The sequence below is a fragment of the Paenibacillus physcomitrellae genome (genome assembly GCF_002240225.1).
Lineage (GTDB): Bacteria > Bacillota > Bacilli > Paenibacillales > Paenibacillaceae > Fontibacillus > Fontibacillus physcomitrellae.
This window is the reverse complement of record NZ_CP022584.1, coordinates 2,103,747-2,120,832: the sequence shown is the minus strand read 5'-3', so window position 1 is coordinate 2,120,832 and position 17,086 is coordinate 2,103,747. Positions and strand designations below refer to the sequence as shown.

Annotated in this window: 13 protein-coding genes and 1 riboswitch; of the genes, 8 read left to right on the top strand and 5 right to left on the bottom strand. The window is 52.2% G+C overall.

Going from position 1 to position 17,086, the window contains the following annotated elements:
* The first annotated feature begins 205 nt into the window (after positions 1–205).
* Positions 206–290: riboswitch (cyclic di-GMP riboswitch) on the top strand.
* 395 nt (positions 291–685) lie between these two features.
* The 4 genes from CBE73_RS09590 to uvrC all read left to right on the top strand — a co-directional run bounded on the left by CBE73_RS09590 (position 686) and on the right by uvrC (position 5,983).
* A complete protein-coding gene (locus CBE73_RS09590) occupies positions 686–2,194 on the top strand; it encodes a replication initiation and membrane attachment family protein (protein WP_094094046.1) in 1,509 nt (502 codons plus the stop codon).
* A 43-nt stretch (positions 2,195–2,237) separates the two neighbouring features.
* Positions 2,238–3,191: a primosomal protein DnaI gene (gene dnaI / locus CBE73_RS09585; protein WP_094094045.1), complete on the top strand. Its 954-nt coding sequence runs from the start codon at positions 2,238–2,240 to the stop codon at positions 3,189–3,191.
* A 209-nt stretch (positions 3,192–3,400) separates the two neighbouring features.
* Positions 3,401–3,712: a thioredoxin gene (gene trxA, locus CBE73_RS09580; protein WP_094094044.1), complete on the top strand. Its 312-nt coding sequence runs from the start codon at positions 3,401–3,403 to the stop codon at positions 3,710–3,712.
* Positions 3,713–3,949: 237 nt separating this feature from the next.
* The gene (uvrC, locus tag CBE73_RS09575; protein WP_268237152.1) at positions 3,950–5,983 is read left to right on the top strand and encodes an excinuclease ABC subunit UvrC; all 2,034 of its coding nucleotides are present in this window, start codon (positions 3,950–3,952) and stop codon (positions 5,981–5,983) included.
* A 76-nt stretch (positions 5,984–6,059) separates the two neighbouring features.
* Here the strand turns inward: uvrC and CBE73_RS09570 are convergent, their stop codons facing one another.
* The 4 genes from CBE73_RS09570 to CBE73_RS09555 all read right to left on the bottom strand — a co-directional run bounded on the left by CBE73_RS09570 (position 6,060) and on the right by CBE73_RS09555 (position 9,822).
* Positions 6,060–6,872 carry an anti-sigma factor gene (locus tag CBE73_RS09570; RefSeq protein WP_157739478.1) on the bottom strand — a complete coding sequence of 271 codons (813 nt, stop codon included), beginning with the start codon at positions 6,870–6,872 and terminating at the stop codon, positions 6,060–6,062.
* 2 nt (positions 6,873–6,874) lie between these two features.
* Positions 6,875–7,441, bottom strand: coding sequence for an RNA polymerase sigma factor (locus CBE73_RS09565; RefSeq protein ID WP_094094042.1), 567 nt, complete (start codon positions 7,439–7,441; stop codon positions 6,875–6,877).
* A gap of 182 nt (positions 7,442–7,623) precedes the next feature.
* Positions 7,624–8,097: a plastocyanin/azurin family copper-binding protein gene (locus CBE73_RS09560; RefSeq protein ID WP_094094041.1), complete on the bottom strand. Its 474-nt coding sequence runs from the start codon at positions 8,095–8,097 to the stop codon at positions 7,624–7,626.
* Positions 8,098–8,112: 15 nt separating this feature from the next.
* Positions 8,113–9,822: a cupredoxin domain-containing protein gene (locus CBE73_RS09555; protein WP_094094040.1), complete on the bottom strand. Its 1,710-nt coding sequence runs from the start codon at positions 9,820–9,822 to the stop codon at positions 8,113–8,115.
* Between the two features lie 320 nt (positions 9,823–10,142).
* On the opposite strand from CBE73_RS09555, the gene CBE73_RS09550 reads away from it, so the two are divergent.
* The 3 genes from CBE73_RS09550 to CBE73_RS09540 are packed head-to-tail and all read left to right on the top strand — an operon-like array spanning position 10,143 to position 13,665.
* Complete coding sequence (locus CBE73_RS09550) at positions 10,143–11,117, top strand: AAA family ATPase (RefSeq protein ID WP_094094039.1); 975 nt, start codon at positions 10,143–10,145, stop codon at positions 11,115–11,117.
* Positions 11,117–12,214 carry a DUF58 domain-containing protein gene (locus CBE73_RS09545; protein WP_094094038.1) on the top strand — a complete coding sequence of 366 codons (1,098 nt, stop codon included), beginning with the start codon at positions 11,117–11,119 and terminating at the stop codon, positions 12,212–12,214. The genes CBE73_RS09550 and CBE73_RS09545 overlap by 1 nt, the downstream gene beginning before the upstream one ends.
* A complete protein-coding gene (locus CBE73_RS09540) occupies positions 12,211–13,665 on the top strand; it encodes a DUF4129 domain-containing protein (RefSeq protein WP_094094037.1) in 1,455 nt (484 codons plus the stop codon). The genes CBE73_RS09545 and CBE73_RS09540 overlap by 4 nt, the downstream gene beginning before the upstream one ends.
* A 145-nt stretch (positions 13,666–13,810) precedes the next feature.
* Here CBE73_RS09540 and CBE73_RS09535 read toward each other — a convergent pair whose 3' ends face one another.
* Positions 13,811–15,523, bottom strand: a complete 1,713-nt coding sequence (locus CBE73_RS09535) for a CPBP family intramembrane glutamic endopeptidase (protein WP_229752621.1) — start codon at positions 15,521–15,523, stop codon at positions 13,811–13,813.
* 170 nt (positions 15,524–15,693) lie between these two features.
* Between CBE73_RS09535 and CBE73_RS09530 the strand changes: the two genes are divergently transcribed.
* Positions 15,694–17,067 carry a TrkH family potassium uptake protein gene (locus tag CBE73_RS09530; protein WP_094094035.1) on the top strand — a complete coding sequence of 458 codons (1,374 nt, stop codon included), beginning with the start codon at positions 15,694–15,696 and terminating at the stop codon, positions 17,065–17,067.
* Positions 17,068–17,086 lie beyond the last annotated feature (19 nt).

Sequence of the window (17,086 nt, the reverse complement as noted above, 5' to 3'; positions counted from 1 at the left end):
TAAGAACAAAACTAGAAGGGAAGGATTTCATTAAAGCGGATGGACAAGAGGCTGCGACAAAATGTAAGCAGTCCGCGTAAAATTAGCCGGATTAACGGCAAAAAAGGACAAGGATGGAGGACGAGAAATGACAAACTTTTGCGGAGGGTTCATATTATAATAAAAAAGGACAAACACTGGACTGCATTATGGATAGTGAAAATAACCAGTTGAAGGGTAAACCTGCTGAAAGGCAGGGGCACAAAGTCACGGGTCTAAGGTAGCGATACTACGACGGCCGGATTGCCTGGGAACTCTGAAGAAGTATAGGAGGAGTTTTTCTGGATAAACCGGCCCAGGTTCTTGAAATCAACCCAAACGAAGCTGATGTTCATAAGGATTGGTTTTTTCTAATGCTGTCCGCCAAAAAGTCAGGCATACCGATTGAAGAGGTCAGAAATTTTTTAGCTGAGAAAAAAGCGAAGCCCTAGATTTCTAATAACTACTGGATAACCTCTGTGCAGAAAAAAGTTTCTCGAAGCGAGAGAACGTTTTTCCGTCAGGGGTTGTTTTATTTTTCAAGGGGATAAGGTTGGATCCGGGGATTTTTTTGGATTCGGAATTGTTTATATTTAGCGATTCAAGTCGAAAAGTTTTGTGATAGAATAGAGAAACGACGTTTTAGCCGGAAAGGAGCGATAGCGTTTTGCGCATTCATAATCTTCATCATTTTACGGAAAACCACCGTTACTGCGTATATCGCGACTTTGATCTTGGTACCGTTGGACAAAAAATGCTCAGTCTGATTTACCAGCCGATGGTAGGCGGTTTTGCCGTTGCACTCTATCATTTTTTGTTTGGGCAGGTATCTCTGGAACAAGTTGGTTATTCGAAGCTGGAACAGCAGCGCCATCTGTTCTTATCTCTAGGCATAGAACCAAGTGAGAAAGGGCGCAAGCTGCTGATTGAACAAGCCTCCAAACTGGAGGCGGTCGGGCTGCTGCAGTGCAGCCGGGTCTATGTTCCGGAAAGCGAAGATTACTTATATGAATACGAGCTTCAGCCGCCGCTGACACCGTCGGAATTTTTCAAAACCCAGCACCTGACGCTTCTGCTCCGGGACAAACTGGGGAAATTCGCGGTGTTGTCGCTGCAGGAGCAAATGTTCAGCCGGGAAGCTGCCGAATATGGCCGGGCTACCAATAAAGAAAATTTGACCGTGCCTTTTTACGATATTTTTCAATTAAATACACATACGATCGATTACGAGCTGGAGCAGGCGATTTCGGAAATGGCGATTTCGAGACAGCCGGAGAGAAAACAGGAGGAGCCGCTGTTTAATTACGCGGACATCATCATGCGTTTCCCTCGCGGTTCCGTTAATCGCAAACATGTAGAGTCCCTGCGTTTCGATCAGGACAAAATGGGCGCCGTCAACTACACGGCCCGTAAATATGACCTTAACATACAGGATTTGTGCCGGCTGCTGGACGAGGACGGGATTTTTGCCGCGGATGGCAGTCTGCAGCTTGACGCGCTTCAGCACAAAGCCAACCTCCATTTCCGTCAGGGCAAGAAACGCCAGGAGGAACGCAGCGCAGCCATGGGCAAAGTGGTGGCGCTGCGCCAGGAGAATCAGGAAGCCCAGGAAATGCCGGAGGAATACTCCGTGCAGATGGAATTTTATTTGGAGGTGCCGCCTCAGCTGCAGGGGAAATGCGATGTGCATCAATATAACATGATGCTCCGCAATGAGCCGCACACCCGGCTGCTGCCGAAATTTTTTCCGGGGACGGTACCGGATAATCTCCTTGATATTTTTGAGAAAATCGATATGAATTATAAGCTGCCCGGTGAAGTTATCAATGTATTAATCCATTATTTGATGATGCTGCTTACAGCAGGAGGCGAACAGCGGATCAACCGCAAATTCGTGGAAACGATCGCTTCCAATATGCTGCTTAAGCAGGTGACGACCTATGAGAAGGCGGTCAGTTACATCCGGGAGCAAGAGAAGCTGAATAAGGCTGTGAAGGAAGGCGGTACTTCCGCTGCCGCCGGTGGGCGTAGCCGTAATTATTCCAGGGGCAATAAACCGAAACCGGAAATTCCCATCGTGCCAAGCGCGGTGAATACAGATAAAACCTTGTCGGAAGAAGAGTTTGCCGAGCTGCTCAGAATGGCAGAGCAGATGCAAAACGGCCAAAAGAAATAAAACCGAACAATTTGAATAGATTAGGAAACGGAGGAGCGGAAACATGGAATCGTTGGGCGAACTGCTGTCCCAAATACAAAGTCCGCAGCTCAAAGCCCGTTCCGAACGTGTCATGAGAGAGCTGTTTGAAGATCCGCTGATTGCCGAACTGCTGCAGCTTCATCCGGAGCTGGATCGCAGCCAGCTTACGCTTCATCTGGGCAAGCTGTACCAGTACGTCAAAGACAGCCGCAGCTGCGCGGCTTGTCCGGGGCTCGAACGCTGCCCGAACGATTTTCAAGGGCATTATACGAAGCTGACGGTGGAGACGGTAACGGCTGCACCTGATTTGTATGAGCGCAAGGTGCCCTGCTCCAAACAGCTGGCTTTCCAGCATGAGACGGAGGTTCGGAAGCGAATCAGAAGCTTTTACATTGACGAACGGGCGCTTAAGGAAGGGTATAACGCTGTTGAGATTGTGTCCAAAGACATGAACAGGGCCCCTGCCGTGGGTCGGGTGCTGCAGTATATTAACGAAGTCCAGGCGAACGGTCTGTCCAGCAAAGGGCTTTATTTGAAAGGCCATTTCGGCACGGGAAAAACATTCCTGATGTCCTACCTGCTTCATGAGCTGGCCGAATCCGGCTACACCGGCGTAATTGTGTATATGCCTGAGTTTGTGGAAGAAGTCAAATATGTCATGCAGGACAACCAGCGGCTTAAGGAAATGGTAGACACGATGCGCGAGGCCGATCTGCTGGTCTTTGACGATATCGGCGCAGAGAACCTGAATCCCTGGGTCCGGGATCATATTCTGGGTTCTATTTTGAATTATAGAATGAACCGCCGGCCTACTTTTTATACGTCCAATTATGACCTGCCTGATTTGGAGAAACATCTCAGCTTTACAAGCAAAGATGGCGAAGAGGCTTATAAAGGCCAGCGGCTGATGGACCGGATCGCTCCGTTTGTGGATGTAGTGACAGTGAACGGGAGCAACCAGCGGCGGGCAACGTGAAGATCGCGTGAAGATGTGTTTTCACAAGTCGCTTCCCATTCCCTATTTGCTGAAAAAATGTTATAATGACCCCGTGTCGTATTGGACACAATATAATTTATCAAGTGAAGTTTGGGTTTTGCCTACGTTTTGATGGGGGTAATGAATGATAATACCGCCTGACAGGGCAAACTTTGCAGAGCTCAATACTTTTATAGGAGGAGATACAAATGGCAATCGTTAATGTTTCCGATTCAACGTTTAAGAATGAAGTGGAAGGCCAAGGCACTGTTTTGGTTGACTTCTGGGCTCCTTGGTGCGGACCTTGCAAAATGATCGCTCCAATTCTGGACGAACTGGCTGGCGAGGTTGATGCTACAATCGCGAAAGTGAATGTGGACGAAAACCCTGAATCCGCATCCCGTTTCGGCGTTATGAGCATTCCGACTTTGATCCTGTTCAAAGACGGCCAACCGGTTGACAAAGTAGTAGGTGTCAACTCTAAAGAAGCTTTGAAGAGCTTGATCACGAAACACCAATAAGATTCAGCTAATCAAGATTAAACATGAATAGCTGAACAGAACGCCTCCGGCCGAACCGGGGGCGTTCTTTTTATTGCTGCAGCTTTGTTGATGGGATAAATTGCACCGGCAGCTGGGCCGGGAATGCTTGGCCGTTCTCTTTCGCGAGAACGCAGGTTCGGGTATAATATAGAGGTTAAGCTTAATTTGATCCTGATTAGGGATTTCAGACATTCCATGCGGAGAGGAGAACGTTGCGTGGATTCACATATAGAAAATATACAGGGGCAGGAGAAAGCGCTGGAGGCGATCCGCCACAAGCTTGCTCTGCTCCCGGATCTTCCCGGCTGTTATCTAATGAAGAACCGGGAAGGCACGATCATTTACGTAGGTAAGGCCAAAGTGTTGAAAAATCGGGTCCGTTCCTATTTTACAGGCAGCCATAACGGCAAAACCCAGCGGCTCGTCTCGGAAATCCGTGACTTTGAATATATCGTAACCGGCAGTAATATGGAGGCGCTCATTCTCGAGTGCAACCTAATCAAAACACATATGCCGCGTTATAACGTCCTGCTGAAGGACGACAAAACGTTCCCTTACATCAAGATCACAAACGAACAGCATCCGCGGCTGGAGGTGACCCGGAAAGTGGTCAAGGATAAGGCCAAATATTTTGGTCCGTATCCGAATGCCTATGCCGCTCAGCAGACCAAGAAACTGCTCGACCGGATGTATCCGCTGCGCAAATGCAACGTCATGCCAAAGGAAGTCTGCCTTTATTACCATATGGGCCAATGCATGGCTCCTTGCGTGCAGGAAGTGGGCAAAGAAACGTACGAGGACATTACCCAGGAAATTACCCGTTTCCTCAGTGGCGGCCATGAAGAGATCAAGAAAGAGCTGCAGCGCAAGATGGAGGAATCCGCGGAAGAGCTGAACTTTGAGCGTGCGAAGGAACTGCGGGATCAGATCATCAATATCGATGCGCTGATGGAGAAGCAGAAGATTACGATGGCGGATGCCCGGGACCGCGATGTATTTGGGTTCTCAGTCGATAAAGGCTGGATGTGTGTGCAGATTCTGTACATGCGCCAAGGGAAAATGATTGAACGCCACGCCTCAAGTTTTCCGTTCTACGGAGACGCCTACGGCGATTTTCTGTCTTACGTCACTCAGTATTACAGCGATAACCCGGCGCTGCCGCAGGAGATTCTGCTGCCTGAACCGCATGAGGACGAAGCAGCAGCCGGGCCGGCTGCACTTGCAGCTTCTTTGTCCGAGTCTGATGAGGAGGGCGCTGAGACTCAGGCCAACGCCGAAGGTCTGGTGGCGGAGAGTGCTGCTGCTTATACGGCTACAGAGGGCGATACAGAACAAGACCAGGATCAGGAACTAGAACAGGAACAGGAGACCATGCTGGAAGGCGGGGTGGAGGCGTCCGGCGGAGCGGCTTCTCTGCAGGAATGGCTGGGCGTCAAAGTGCTGCTGCCGCAGCGCGGCTTGAAGAAGCAGATGGTGAAGATGGCGACGGACAACGCCCGAGTAGCGCTCGACGAGAAATTCCGTCTCATTGCCCGTGACGAGGAGCGGACGTCCAAAGCGGCGGACAATCTGGGTCAATATATTGGACTGGAGTCCATACACCGCATCGAGGCTTTTGATAACTCCAACATTCAGGGAGCCAACCCGGTTTCAGCGATGGTTGTGTTTACGGACGGCAAACCGGATCGAAAGGAATACCGTAAATACAAAGTCAAAACCGTTCAGGGACCGGACGATTACGAAACGATGCGCGAGGTTATCCGGCGCCGTTATGAACGTGTATTGAAGGAAAATTTGCAGCAGCCCGATCTAATCGTCGTTGACGGCGGCAAAGGACAAATCTCCGCTGCGATCGATGTGCTGGAGAACGAGCTGGGGCTGTTTATCCCGGTCTGCGGTCTTGTCAAAGATGCCAAGCATAAAACGGCCCAGCTGATGGTCGGTGATCCGCCGGAACCGGTTCGTTTGCCGCGTGACAGCCAGGAATTTTACCTGCTGCAGCGGATCCAGGATGAGGTTCACCGGTTTGCGATTTCGTTCCACCGTGAACAGCGGGGCAAATCGATGGTCACCTCGAAGCTGGATTCGATCCCCGGGATCGGGGAGAAGCGGCGCAAGCTGCTGCTGAAGCATTTTGGCTCCATCAAGAAAATGAAAGAGGCCTCCGTCGAGGATTTCCGGCCGCTGTCGATCGGTGACAAGCTTGCCGCCCGCATTATAGAGGCTTTAAATGAAGAAGAGCCGTCCTGAGGACGGCTCTTCTTTCTGTTCTTTTTCTTTGGCTTCTTTGCTCCTTAGCTTCCTAGATCTCTAGCTCCTCAACTCCTTAAATAGAAGAAAACATTTTCTCTCCCCGCGGCTGGCTTCCTTTGTCATCCGGCTCTAACGTGATGCCGATGGCATCGAATTTGAGGTTACTCGATTTCATCGGCATGGAGAGGACGCCCAGGCTGGTGTTGTTTCCTTCCGTACGGACCCGGAATGTCCCGGCACTTGTCCGTACGCCATCCTTAATCAGCCAAACCTGATAAGCCTGGCTGGCGGCGGTCTCCGGCGCTCCATAGACATAGACGACAAACTGCTTGCTGTTCCCGTTGTCCACGATGCACGCGAAGCCGTATGCCTGAGCATACTCTGCAGATTGGGTATGCAGCGGAACAGCCATTTTGATCTGGGAAGCGGACACGCTCAGCGCTTTCTCAACAGGCATCGGATCTGCGGCCTGCTCGTTATACATCTTATAGTTCCAGCTTGCGCTGGCCAGGAACAATACCAGCATTATGGAAGCCGCTGCGGTCATAAACCGGCTTCTTCGCACGGCGCGCCTTCTTGCCTGCTCGCTTCCAGCGATATGGAACATTTTCACCGGTGCCTTCTCCTGCTCCTGCACGGGCTCAAGCTCCGGCTGGTCTGCGGCAAACGCAGCGTTCAACACCTGCTCCTTCAAATCCTCCGGCGGACTCATCCATTTCATATCTGCAGATAACGCCTCCCATGTTTCCCGCAATTCTTTCATTTCGGCCTGGCAGGCCTCACAGCCTGGAAGGTGACGCTCAAAAGCAAGCCGTTCTTCCTCCGTACACCCATTCGTGACTACATCCAGGCATAAATCGCATAACGGTGTGCGTTCCTCGTTCACTCTCATCCTTCTCCTTCCACAATCAAATGTCGGCGCAGTACTTTGAGCGTCTGATGCAGCCTGTTCTTGACCGTTCCGAGCGGTTCCCGGTAATGAAGCGAAAGCTCCTTCAGGGTATATCCCTGCCAATAAAAATGCTCCAGCAGATCAATCTGCTGACGGGAAAGGAAGCGATAAGCGGCGCGGATCTGCCTTTTGAGCGATTCCCGCTCTGCGCTTGCTTCCGGAGATACCCCGTCATCGGGAATTTGATCAAACTGTTCAGGGACAAAGGAAGTGACTCCCTCGTTAATTCGTCGTTCCTTACGAAGCCAATCTGTCGCTATATTCCGGGTGATGGTCACCAGCCAGCTTGTGAACCGGCCTTTCTCGGGATTATAGCCGGATTCCGTGGTCCATAAACGGATAAAGACGGATTGGACAATTTCCCTGGCGGCCTGTTCATTCCGGACGGATCTGATGGCAAAGGAATAGATGAGGCCCCCATGCCGGTCATAAAGAATAGATAATGCTTCCTGCCGCTTTTCCTTGACGAGCAGCATCAATTCGTAATCAGAAAGGTTATGCATGTCGATGCCTCCAGAATCGGCTTTGAAAAATAGATAAATAGCTTGCCTTCATCGTACCAGAAAATCCGACATTAAAGATGAATAAAAAGATAGGCAAAAGCAAGAGAACCTGGAAGGTACTCTTGCTTTATAAGAATGCGGTTACGATCGATGAATTGGAAGCTTGCTAAGTGCATGACAACTCATGCCTTGACGACGATTTTAGCCTGCATGCCCGGATGGGCTGAGCAGTGATAGCTGATTTCGCCTTCCTTATCGAAGGTAATCGTCTTTGACTCATCCTTGCCCAGCAGCCCGGTATCGAAGGAGTTGTCATCCGCCGTGGCTGAATGGGCGACGTCATCATGATTAGTGAACGTAACCGTATCGCCGGGATGGATTTCCAGCGTCCCCATCGAGAAGCTGAAATTGCTGATGTCAATGGCGTGTTCCGTGCCGGCTGCTGGATTTGACGAGTCGGCTGAGCCGTCAACAGGTTCGGATGCCGGGGTGCCGGGTTCCCCGGCTTCTGCCGGGGCGGAGGCTGAGGAGGCGGGAGCGGCAGAGGCTCCCGCCTCCTCAGCGTTATTGGCGCTGCCTGAATTGCCGCAGGCAGACAGCACAAGTAATGCAGCGAAGACAGGAACTAAAGCGGTCATAGCGGTTTTCTTTTTCACGCGAATTTCATCCCCTTATTGGACAATAATGGTCCCCGTCATCGAAGGGTGCACCTGGCAGTGATAGCTGTAGGTACCCGGTTTATCGAGGGTAATCGTATAGGATTCACCGCTGGCCAGCAGCGGAGTAGCGAAACTGCCGTTATCAGCAGCGGCGCTGTGCTCCATGTCATCCAGATTGGTAAAGGTAATCTTGGAGCCGGCTTCGACGGTCAGCGGAGCCCCGAAGGAGAAATCCTTGATATTCACCGTATAAGTTTTGGCCGTTTGGCTGGCTGTAGACTGCTGGGAAGGCTGCCCGGCTGGCTGATTCGGCTGGGAATCATCTTTGTTTCCCGACGCCGAATTCATCCCCGCTCCCATGCCGTCTCCCATGCTGCCTGTAAAAGTCTCCGGATTCACTACAAACCAGACGTTCTCCACATTTTGACCGGTTGTATTCCCATGATTCTTATCGTTGATGAAGTAATAAAGCGGGTATCCTTTGAAGGTCGCTTGTTTGCTTCCGTCGGGACGGGTGATCGAACCGAAATCTTGCTCTTTAAGCAGAGAAGGCAGGCTTCCGGAAGCGTCAAACGCCGGCCAGGCCACCAGGCAAGGTCCGTCGCATACGCTCATTTGCGGCATATCTTGTGTCAAATAATATAAAGTTCGGCCTTCGCTGTCTGTCAGATATTTGCCCAATTCGGCGTTGGCTCCAAGCATAAGGCGATAATCTGGTTTGGCTGCGGTCCAGATGCCGTTCACGCCTTCCCCCAGCACGTCTCCGGCTTTGCTGTCTTTAATGAATCGGTACAGCGGCCAGCCTTTATACATCCATTGCTTGGTGCCGTTGGCATGAGTAACCAATGTGAAATCGGACGGATTTAGACCGGCAGGAATCTGCAGCTGATCCGAGTCCAGAAACGGCCAGGTAGCCAGGCATTGTCCCTGACAGGCATCCAGATTTCCGGCATCGTTCGAGAAGAAATATAAAGTACGTCCCTGACTGTCGGCCAAATAACGGCCGAGCTTGGCATCGGTGCGGAGCGTGATACGGTCACCGGCCGGCAGCGAGGCCGTCGCGGCAATAACACCGTTTTGCTGCAGCGATCCAAACAGCGTTTGGCCGGACTGGGTGTTCGCGGACAAGGCTTCAACCAGTGCGGTTGCCAGATGGCCGTTGGTCAAAGCGGGCACGCCTGCTATTTGATTCAACCCTTTGCCTGCGGCAAAAGCTTCGGTATCGTTATAATTAAAATCGGTGCCGGCTTTGAAGCCGAGCGTTTCGAGCAGCACTTTGTACAACTGCTGGGAGCTGATTTTGGCCAGCGGATCGAACCTATTGCCGGTTACGCCGTTCCAGCCGTATTGCGGATTGGCATGCAGAAAGGCAAGAATTTGGCGGTTGTCCGCGTTCACCAGTTTGGCGTCAGCAAAATTGGCGCTGCCCTTGAACGCTTCGGCTTGAGTCAGCTTGCCCTGCAGCCGCAGCGAAATGATTGCAGCCTGGATTCTCGTCGTGTCTTTGGCTAAATAATCGCCATTCACTCCTTGACCGTCGCCGAGCAGCAGCTTGAACTGGGCCGCCGTTTGGCCATCCGTGATCAGATGAGTGCCTGCGGGCTGAACGCTGGCCGCTCCCCCGGCGGTATTGGTGCTGTCTGCAGCCGCTGCAGACAAGGCCGGCAGTATAAGCGTGGTTCCGAGTGCGGCCGCAGCCAGCAGATTTTTGATTTTCCCCATGGTCTATAACCTCCTAGTTTTAACTTTCATGTTAGAGAAAACGATTTAGCCTAAATTCCGGTTTGATCACCTTTTAAAATATTTATTAAAAAATTTGAGAATCGAACGGGAAGAGGAGACAGGGCTCCCGGATGAGTGCAGAAATACAGAGGTAAAACACCTCTGCCAGCGCTTCATTTTTTGTGGAGTAGTGAAATAGGAAGGGGGCGGTGATAGAATAAAACAAATGGACCTTATCTTTTTTATTGCAAGCGCTTCAATTTCATAAAAATAAGATTGTTGGAACAGGCAATCGCTTCCGGAAGGATGGTAGAACAAACATGAACGTGGAACCCGTTCGCGAGCTGACGACAAAACTGAGAGAGAATATCGGCAAGGTGATTGTAGGGAAGGAAGATGAGGTGGAGCTGCTGCTGACGGCCCTTCTGGCATCCGGGCATGTGCTGCTTGAGGATGTGCCAGGAACCGGTAAAACGATGCTGGCTAAAAGTTTGGCGGCTTCCCTGTCGCTGAGCTTTCAGCGGATTCAGTTTACGCCTGATTTATTGCCTTCGGATTTGACGGGCATTCATTTCTATAATCAAAAAGAAGGCGAATTTCAATTCCGGCCGGGTCCGCTGTTCTCCAGCATTATTCTGGCCGATGAAATCAACCGGGCGACTCCCCGCACGCAGTCCAGTCTCCTCGAATGTATGGAAGAGCGGCAGGTCAGCATTGACGGGGAGAGCATGGAGCTGGGCAGGCCGTTTATGGTGCTGGCCACGCAGAACCCGGTGGACAACCAAGGAACGTTTCCTCTCCCAGAGGCTCAGATGGATCGTTTCATGATTCGTATGAAATTGGGATATCCTTCTTCGTCGGAAGCACGGGAAATTTTGAAACGAACAGCCGGCGTGTCAGGCCTGAGTCCGGATCGGGCCCAGCCGGTTACGTCCGCCGAGGAGGTGCTGGAGGCCCAGCGCTTGTGCGCTCAGGTTGAGGTGAATGAGGATTTGATGGGCTACATCGTTGCGTTAGCCGAAGCAACCCGAACCCACGCCGAAGCGGCACTGGGCATCAGCCCGCGCGGAACCCAGGCTCTGCTTCGTTCGAGTCAAGCCTTTGCCGCGCTGAAGGGAAGAGAGTATGTGCTGCCGGACGACATTAAACATCTGCTTATTCCGGTTTGTGCCCACCGGCTTGTGCTGAAGAAGCGCTACGGAGCGCAGCAGGAGGCCGCCCGTCGTATTCTGCTTGAAGTGATGGAACAGGTTGCGGTTCCGAGCGAAACCGGACTGGAAAGCGGCGTGAAATAATGGCGCTGCTGTGGCTGCTGTTGGCCTGCGGCCTGACGCTGGTGCTGCAGGGATTGATCTTGGGCAGAAGTTCATTAAGAAAGCTGACTTATGAGCGGCATTTCAGTACGGAGGCCTGTTATACAGGAGATCGGATCGAAATGGTTGAGATCATCGAGAACGGCAAAATCCTTCCCGTTCCTTGGCTGCGCCTCGAAGCGATGCTGCCTTCTTCGCTGATCTTCAAACGAAGCCGTGAAATGACAATCAGTGAAGGGAATATTTATCAGAACCACACCAGCTTGTTCACCATCCGTCCCCGAACCCGGATCACACGTACGCACCAGATTCAGTGCGTCCGACGGGGCATTTACCGAATTGATTCCGCGACGATGACCGGAGGGGATTTGTTTGCCTTGTTCACGCCGACACGGCAGATTGTTCTCGGCAGACGTCTGGTCGTTTATCCGGCGCTGCTCGGAGAGGACGAATTGCCTTCCTCCTGGAAGACGTGGCAGGGCGAGCTGGCCGTGCGGCGCTGGATCGTTCAAGATCCGTTCCTGATCACCGGCATTCGCAGTTATGCCCCAGGGGATTCCATGAACCGGATTCACTGGAAGGCAACGGCCCGCACGGGGGAATTACAGGTCCATCAAAACGGCTTTACCGCCGATCCGCAGGTGATGATCCTGCTGAATGTCGAAGAGTCCGAGCACATGTGGAATGTGGTGACCCGGCCGGAGATTGTTGAAGAGGCGTTCTCTTACGCGGGTACCTGCGCGGCATCGCTGATTCATCAGGGGATGGCCGCAGGTTTTGGCCATAACGCCTGGGTCCGGCCGGAGAACCAGGCGATGCTGCGGCTTGAACCGGATTACGGGGCGGCTCAGCTGGAGCAAATCCTGGAGGCAATGGCCGCGGCGGAGATGAAGATCCGGATGTCCTTTTTCGAATATTTGCGTCTGGAGGCCGGACGTGAACACGAGACAGCCCTTGATTATCTGCTGGTTACCGCGCATGTGTCTGAGCCGGTCCGTGAAGGCATTCGGCTGCTGGAACAGCAGGGACACCGGGTCACGCTTGCCGGCTGGCCCGGGGATAAGGAGGCGGCGGTATGAACCCGTTAAAACCTGCAGCCCATACAACCCAAGAAAACCGTGCAACTCCAGACAGCCATGCAATCCCAGAAAATCATGGAACTTCAAAAATCCATGCAACCCTGGCAGCCTCTGGAGTCTCACATCCGGGGAATCCGGCGGACCAGTCTGCGCCGCCTTTATCCGCCTCCCGCAAGCGCCGGTTTAGCGGACTCGGGAAAACGCTGAGCTTCTCATTGCTGGAAGCCGGAGCGGTGTATCCCTTTATTGTGCTGCTTACGGCGTATGCCGTGCATCAGTCTCCGCTGTTGTTCCTGCTTGTGCTATGGCTTGCTCATGCCGCGGCTGTGCTGCTCGGTATAGCCCGTGCGCAGGGCAGCATGGCCCGCTCGCGCCTGGGCACGTCCTTATTGATAGCCGCGGCGCTGCTGCTGCCCGCAGCTGTTCTCGGCATCGGGCTCCCGGCTGTGGTGGCCGCGGCGGCTCTGCTTGCGGCTGCGGTCCGCGGGCTCGTTGCAGGCCGCAAGCAGTGGTTGGCCTCTGCACCGCTTCGGCTGCCGCTGATCGGTCTGGGCGCAGCTCTGGTGATGTACATTACGGCGGGTCAGGTCGCCGTCCTGGAGCCTCACCGAACTTCAATGTATGTGATTGCAATGCTCGTCTTGTTTATGCTGCTGCTGCGCTGGAACGGGGAGCGGGTTTATTATGCTTCTCACGCCCAGGAAACGGACCTTCCGTTATTCCGCCGGATTCTTGCGGTGAACCGTTCGTTGACGTGGGTAGTCATTGTGGTCATAGCTGTGCTCGGCGGCTGGAGAGGATTTGGCAGCCTTATTTTACTGCTGCGTGACGGGCTTCGTTCACTGCTCTCCTTCCTGGAGTCCGATGCGCCGCCTCAGGAACCGCCGCCTATGCCGGCCGAGCCGGCCCAAATGCCAAACCTGGCCGGTATGGACGAGGGTCCGGCCCGGAATCCGCTGTGGCTGGAGATCGCCGGCTATGTCGTTCTGGCTTTGATTGGACTGTTGGTCACAGCGCTGCTAGGATTCGGAATATACCGGCTGATCCGCAGATGGCTGCCGGAGCGAATCCGGCGTTTGCTGCGCAGTCTCGCTTACCGGCTGGGTCTGCTGCGTTCGATCCGTCAGATGCCGGCCGAAGCTGTTGATTTCGTGGATGAGGTGGAGAGAATAGACCGCCTCCAGACCGGCTCCCGGGGCGTCCGAGGTTTCATGCGCCGGCGGAAAGGCTTCGGCGATGAAGACGGCAACGATCCGCGGCGGGCCTATGAAAGCCTGATTCGCCGGGCGGTAAGGAAAGGGTATACCTTCCGTCCGAGCCGCACGCCGGCTGAGAACGGGAGCTCGATGACTTCAAATCTGGCATGGACAGAACGTTCTCCTGAGGATGTGCAAACCATCATTGAACGTTACAACGCGGTTCGATATGGACGCGGCAAACCTGAGGAATAGGCAAGAGGGTAGGCAGGAGGAATAGGCCTCGGCTCGCCATTCCGAGCAGGCAAATACGAAAAGACGCTGCCAACCTTTAAGGGGTCATCCCTAGAGGTTGGCAGCGTCTTTTTATATGATTCTTTTTAAGCTTAATAAGCTTTTCTTAATATAAAGGTTTGCCTTCATCCAAACGATCGGACAGAGATCCCTGAGTTCCCGTTGTACCGATTGTACCCGGGGTTCCAGTTGTACCTGGAGTTCCCGTTCCAGGTTTCGAAGGCCGGAATACGGAGATCAGATAACCGACGATCGCTGGCATGGCAAAGGTAATGATGCCGATCAGCACATTGCCGGCACTGCCCATTGTGATCAAGCTCAGGCCCATGAGCAGACTGTCGAACACGACATGCGCGAACATAACCGCAATATACCCGTGCCGCAGGAAAATATAGCTGAACAGCAGGCCGATAATGGTCAGCTCAATCGGTCTGGAAACGACCGGATAAATCGGGTAAAGCGTATGGCCGAACGCCCAAATTAGCGTGGTAATGAGGCTGGCCGCAAAGGTGCTGCGCACGATCTTCTTCAGCATCGGAATGCCGAACAACCGGTAAACGGCTTCTTCGCCGATGCCGGCCATCCAGGCCATCAGCGGGAACAGCCAAGGATAAACCATGTTGTACGGCGACTGTGTTTCATCGGTCGTTGACCAAGTATGCAGGGTCAATCCGAGCGCGACATAGATCAGGGACTGAACGCCCAGCAGGATCAGCGCCCAGGCATAACCGTTCAGTGCGCTGCGCAGAACGTGACTGCCGTATCCGGCTTCCTGGGCGCGCAGCCACATGTTGCGGCCTTTCTCTCTCCAGAGGCCGTCGCCTCCGACTAAAGAGAAATAAATCGAGGCCGTCATCACCAGCGTGGTCATCAGCTGAAACACCATGGCAAATGTCAGCGTCGCGCCGCTGATACCTTCCGCTTCAAAGGCGGGCAGCATATTCAGCGTGCTGGCAACATTAATGAACAGATAAAACAACGTTAAGAAAATGCCGCGCTTGAAAGAAGCGTACGGCCGGGTTCTGGCACTGTAGACGATCGCCAAAATACCGAGAATAAAGCTGAGGAAGGCATAACCGCCAAATGTAAGCCAGGTAGCCAGCTTCGACTGTTGATTCACATATTCAGTGTGACTGGCCGGAACGGTGAAGCGGGATTCCAGTGAGGAAACCTTATTATATTCAAAGTGGAAAATAAGCTGTCCCTGAGCTTCGCCTTCCTTGTAGCCCTGTACATTATAAACGAGGCCAACCCCGCCTGAATCAGCAGGCTGGAGTTGTTCAGGCTTAAAGCCGAGCGCGAGCACAAAAGGCGCGGCCAGCTTTTCTTTTTCCTCCTGAGTAAGGTCACCTTCCATCGACTTTACTGTGGCAGTCCCCTCTGCGGATTTCAGCAGCTCATCCCTGACGCTCTTATTCCACTGCTCGCCGCCATAAAATCCGACGACATTGCCATCCTTCATGTTCACGTCGACGTACAGGGCATCCAGATGGTTGTCCGGGTGTTTGAACTTTACACGAAACAGCTCAGCAGGGAATTGTTTGCTGTATTGTTCATTATATTTGGTCAGTAGATTCTCTTTGGAGAAATACCCGTATACATCGGATAATGTAGCATAAGTAACGTCAGCCTGATCCTGCCGGATGTCCGGGAACTGCAGCGTATTTGCCGCAAAATCGGATGCAGCCTGGACGGCCTTGGTTTTGCTGATCGTTCCGCCGCCCTCGGATGAGCCGCTGTTCAGCGCAGGAACCAGCTGCGCATATACAAATAGAATCAGTCCGATGACAGCAAGCGTCCATAATACTTTTGGTTTCAAGAAGCCAACTCCTTTGTTTATATTTCCTTCCAGTAACATAACACATGTGCGCTAAAGCTTGCCAGATTGCAGGGAAAAGGGTTAAGGTTGTATTCGGGTTCAAAAAGGGTAAATTTATATATATGAATTTTAGTAGAATAAGGGTTATCCTAAGCTTTGTATATCTGTGAATGTATGAATGCTGCAAGAAGCTAAATGAAAAGGAGAAGCCTGATTTGAAAAAACGCAAATTTTCACCGCCGCAGATCCTGGTGCTGGGCTTTACCTTCATTATAGCGATAGGCACTTTTTTGTTGATGCTGCCGATTTCTATTCATCAAGAAGGAAGATTATCCTTTATTGATGCCTTGTTTACGGCTACCTCCGCGACATGCGTGACCGGCCTAGCCGTCAAGGATACCGGGACCTTTTTTACACCATTCGGCCAGATCGTGATCCTTGCTCTGGTTCAAGTGGGCGGACTCGGTTTTATGACAATGGCAACGCTGTTCTCGCTGGTGCTGAAGCGGCGGATTTCCTTGAAAGACCGGCTGCTGCTCCAGCAGGCGATGAATCAGAATACGATGGAAGGTATCGTACGCTTGATCCGCAAGGTGATCGTGTATTCTATCATTATAGAAGGTACAGCAGCTTTGGCGCTGACCTTGCGCTGGGCCATGGAGATGCCGTTTCGCCAAGCTGTTTATTATGGTGTCTTTCATGCGGTCTCGTTATTTAACAATGCCGGTTTCGATCTGCTGGGCAACTTCCAAAGCTTGACACAGCACGTTTCTGATCCGATCATCAACCTTATAAGCATGGTGCTTATTATTTCCGGAGGAATTGGTTTTATCGTCATTTCGGATCTGGTCGATTATCGTAAGAACCGCGGGCTTTCCCTTCATTCTAAGGTAGTATTGTCCATGTCCGGCGCTTTAATCGTCATAGGCGCGATCGTGATTTTTGTGTTTGAATTTACCAATCCCCAAACACTCGAGCCGCTAAGCTTGGAAGGTAAGATCTGGAGCTCGCTGTTCCAGTCGATTACGCCCCGTTCAGGAGGAGTCGTCACCGTGGATATTGCTTCGATGCGTCAAGCGACCCAGTTCTTCATTATTGTGCTGATGTTTATCGGTGCTGCTCCGGGTTCGACAGGGGGCGGGATCAAGGTCACGACTTTTGCGATTCTGATCGGGGCGATGTTCTCCATGATCAGGGGACGCGATGACATCGTGATGTTCCGGTACCGGATCGTACAAGAACGGATTGTTAAGGCTTTGACGATTACGCTGCTGACTTTGTTTCTGCTGATCTTTATCGCGATGGTGCTGTCTACAACGGAATCAGCCAATTTCCTGAGCATTTTGTTTGAAACGACCTCGGCTTTCAGCACCGTGGGGTTGTCCATGGGGTTGACAACAAATCTGACGGTCTTTGGAAAAATTGTGATTTGTATTACGATGTTTATCGGGCGTCTGGGTCCGCTTACTCTAGCTTATGCGCTTGGCCCAAAAAAAGGCCGGGAATTGTACCGGCATCCGGAAGGCCAAATGATTATTGGATAATGATGATTGTAATGATTAT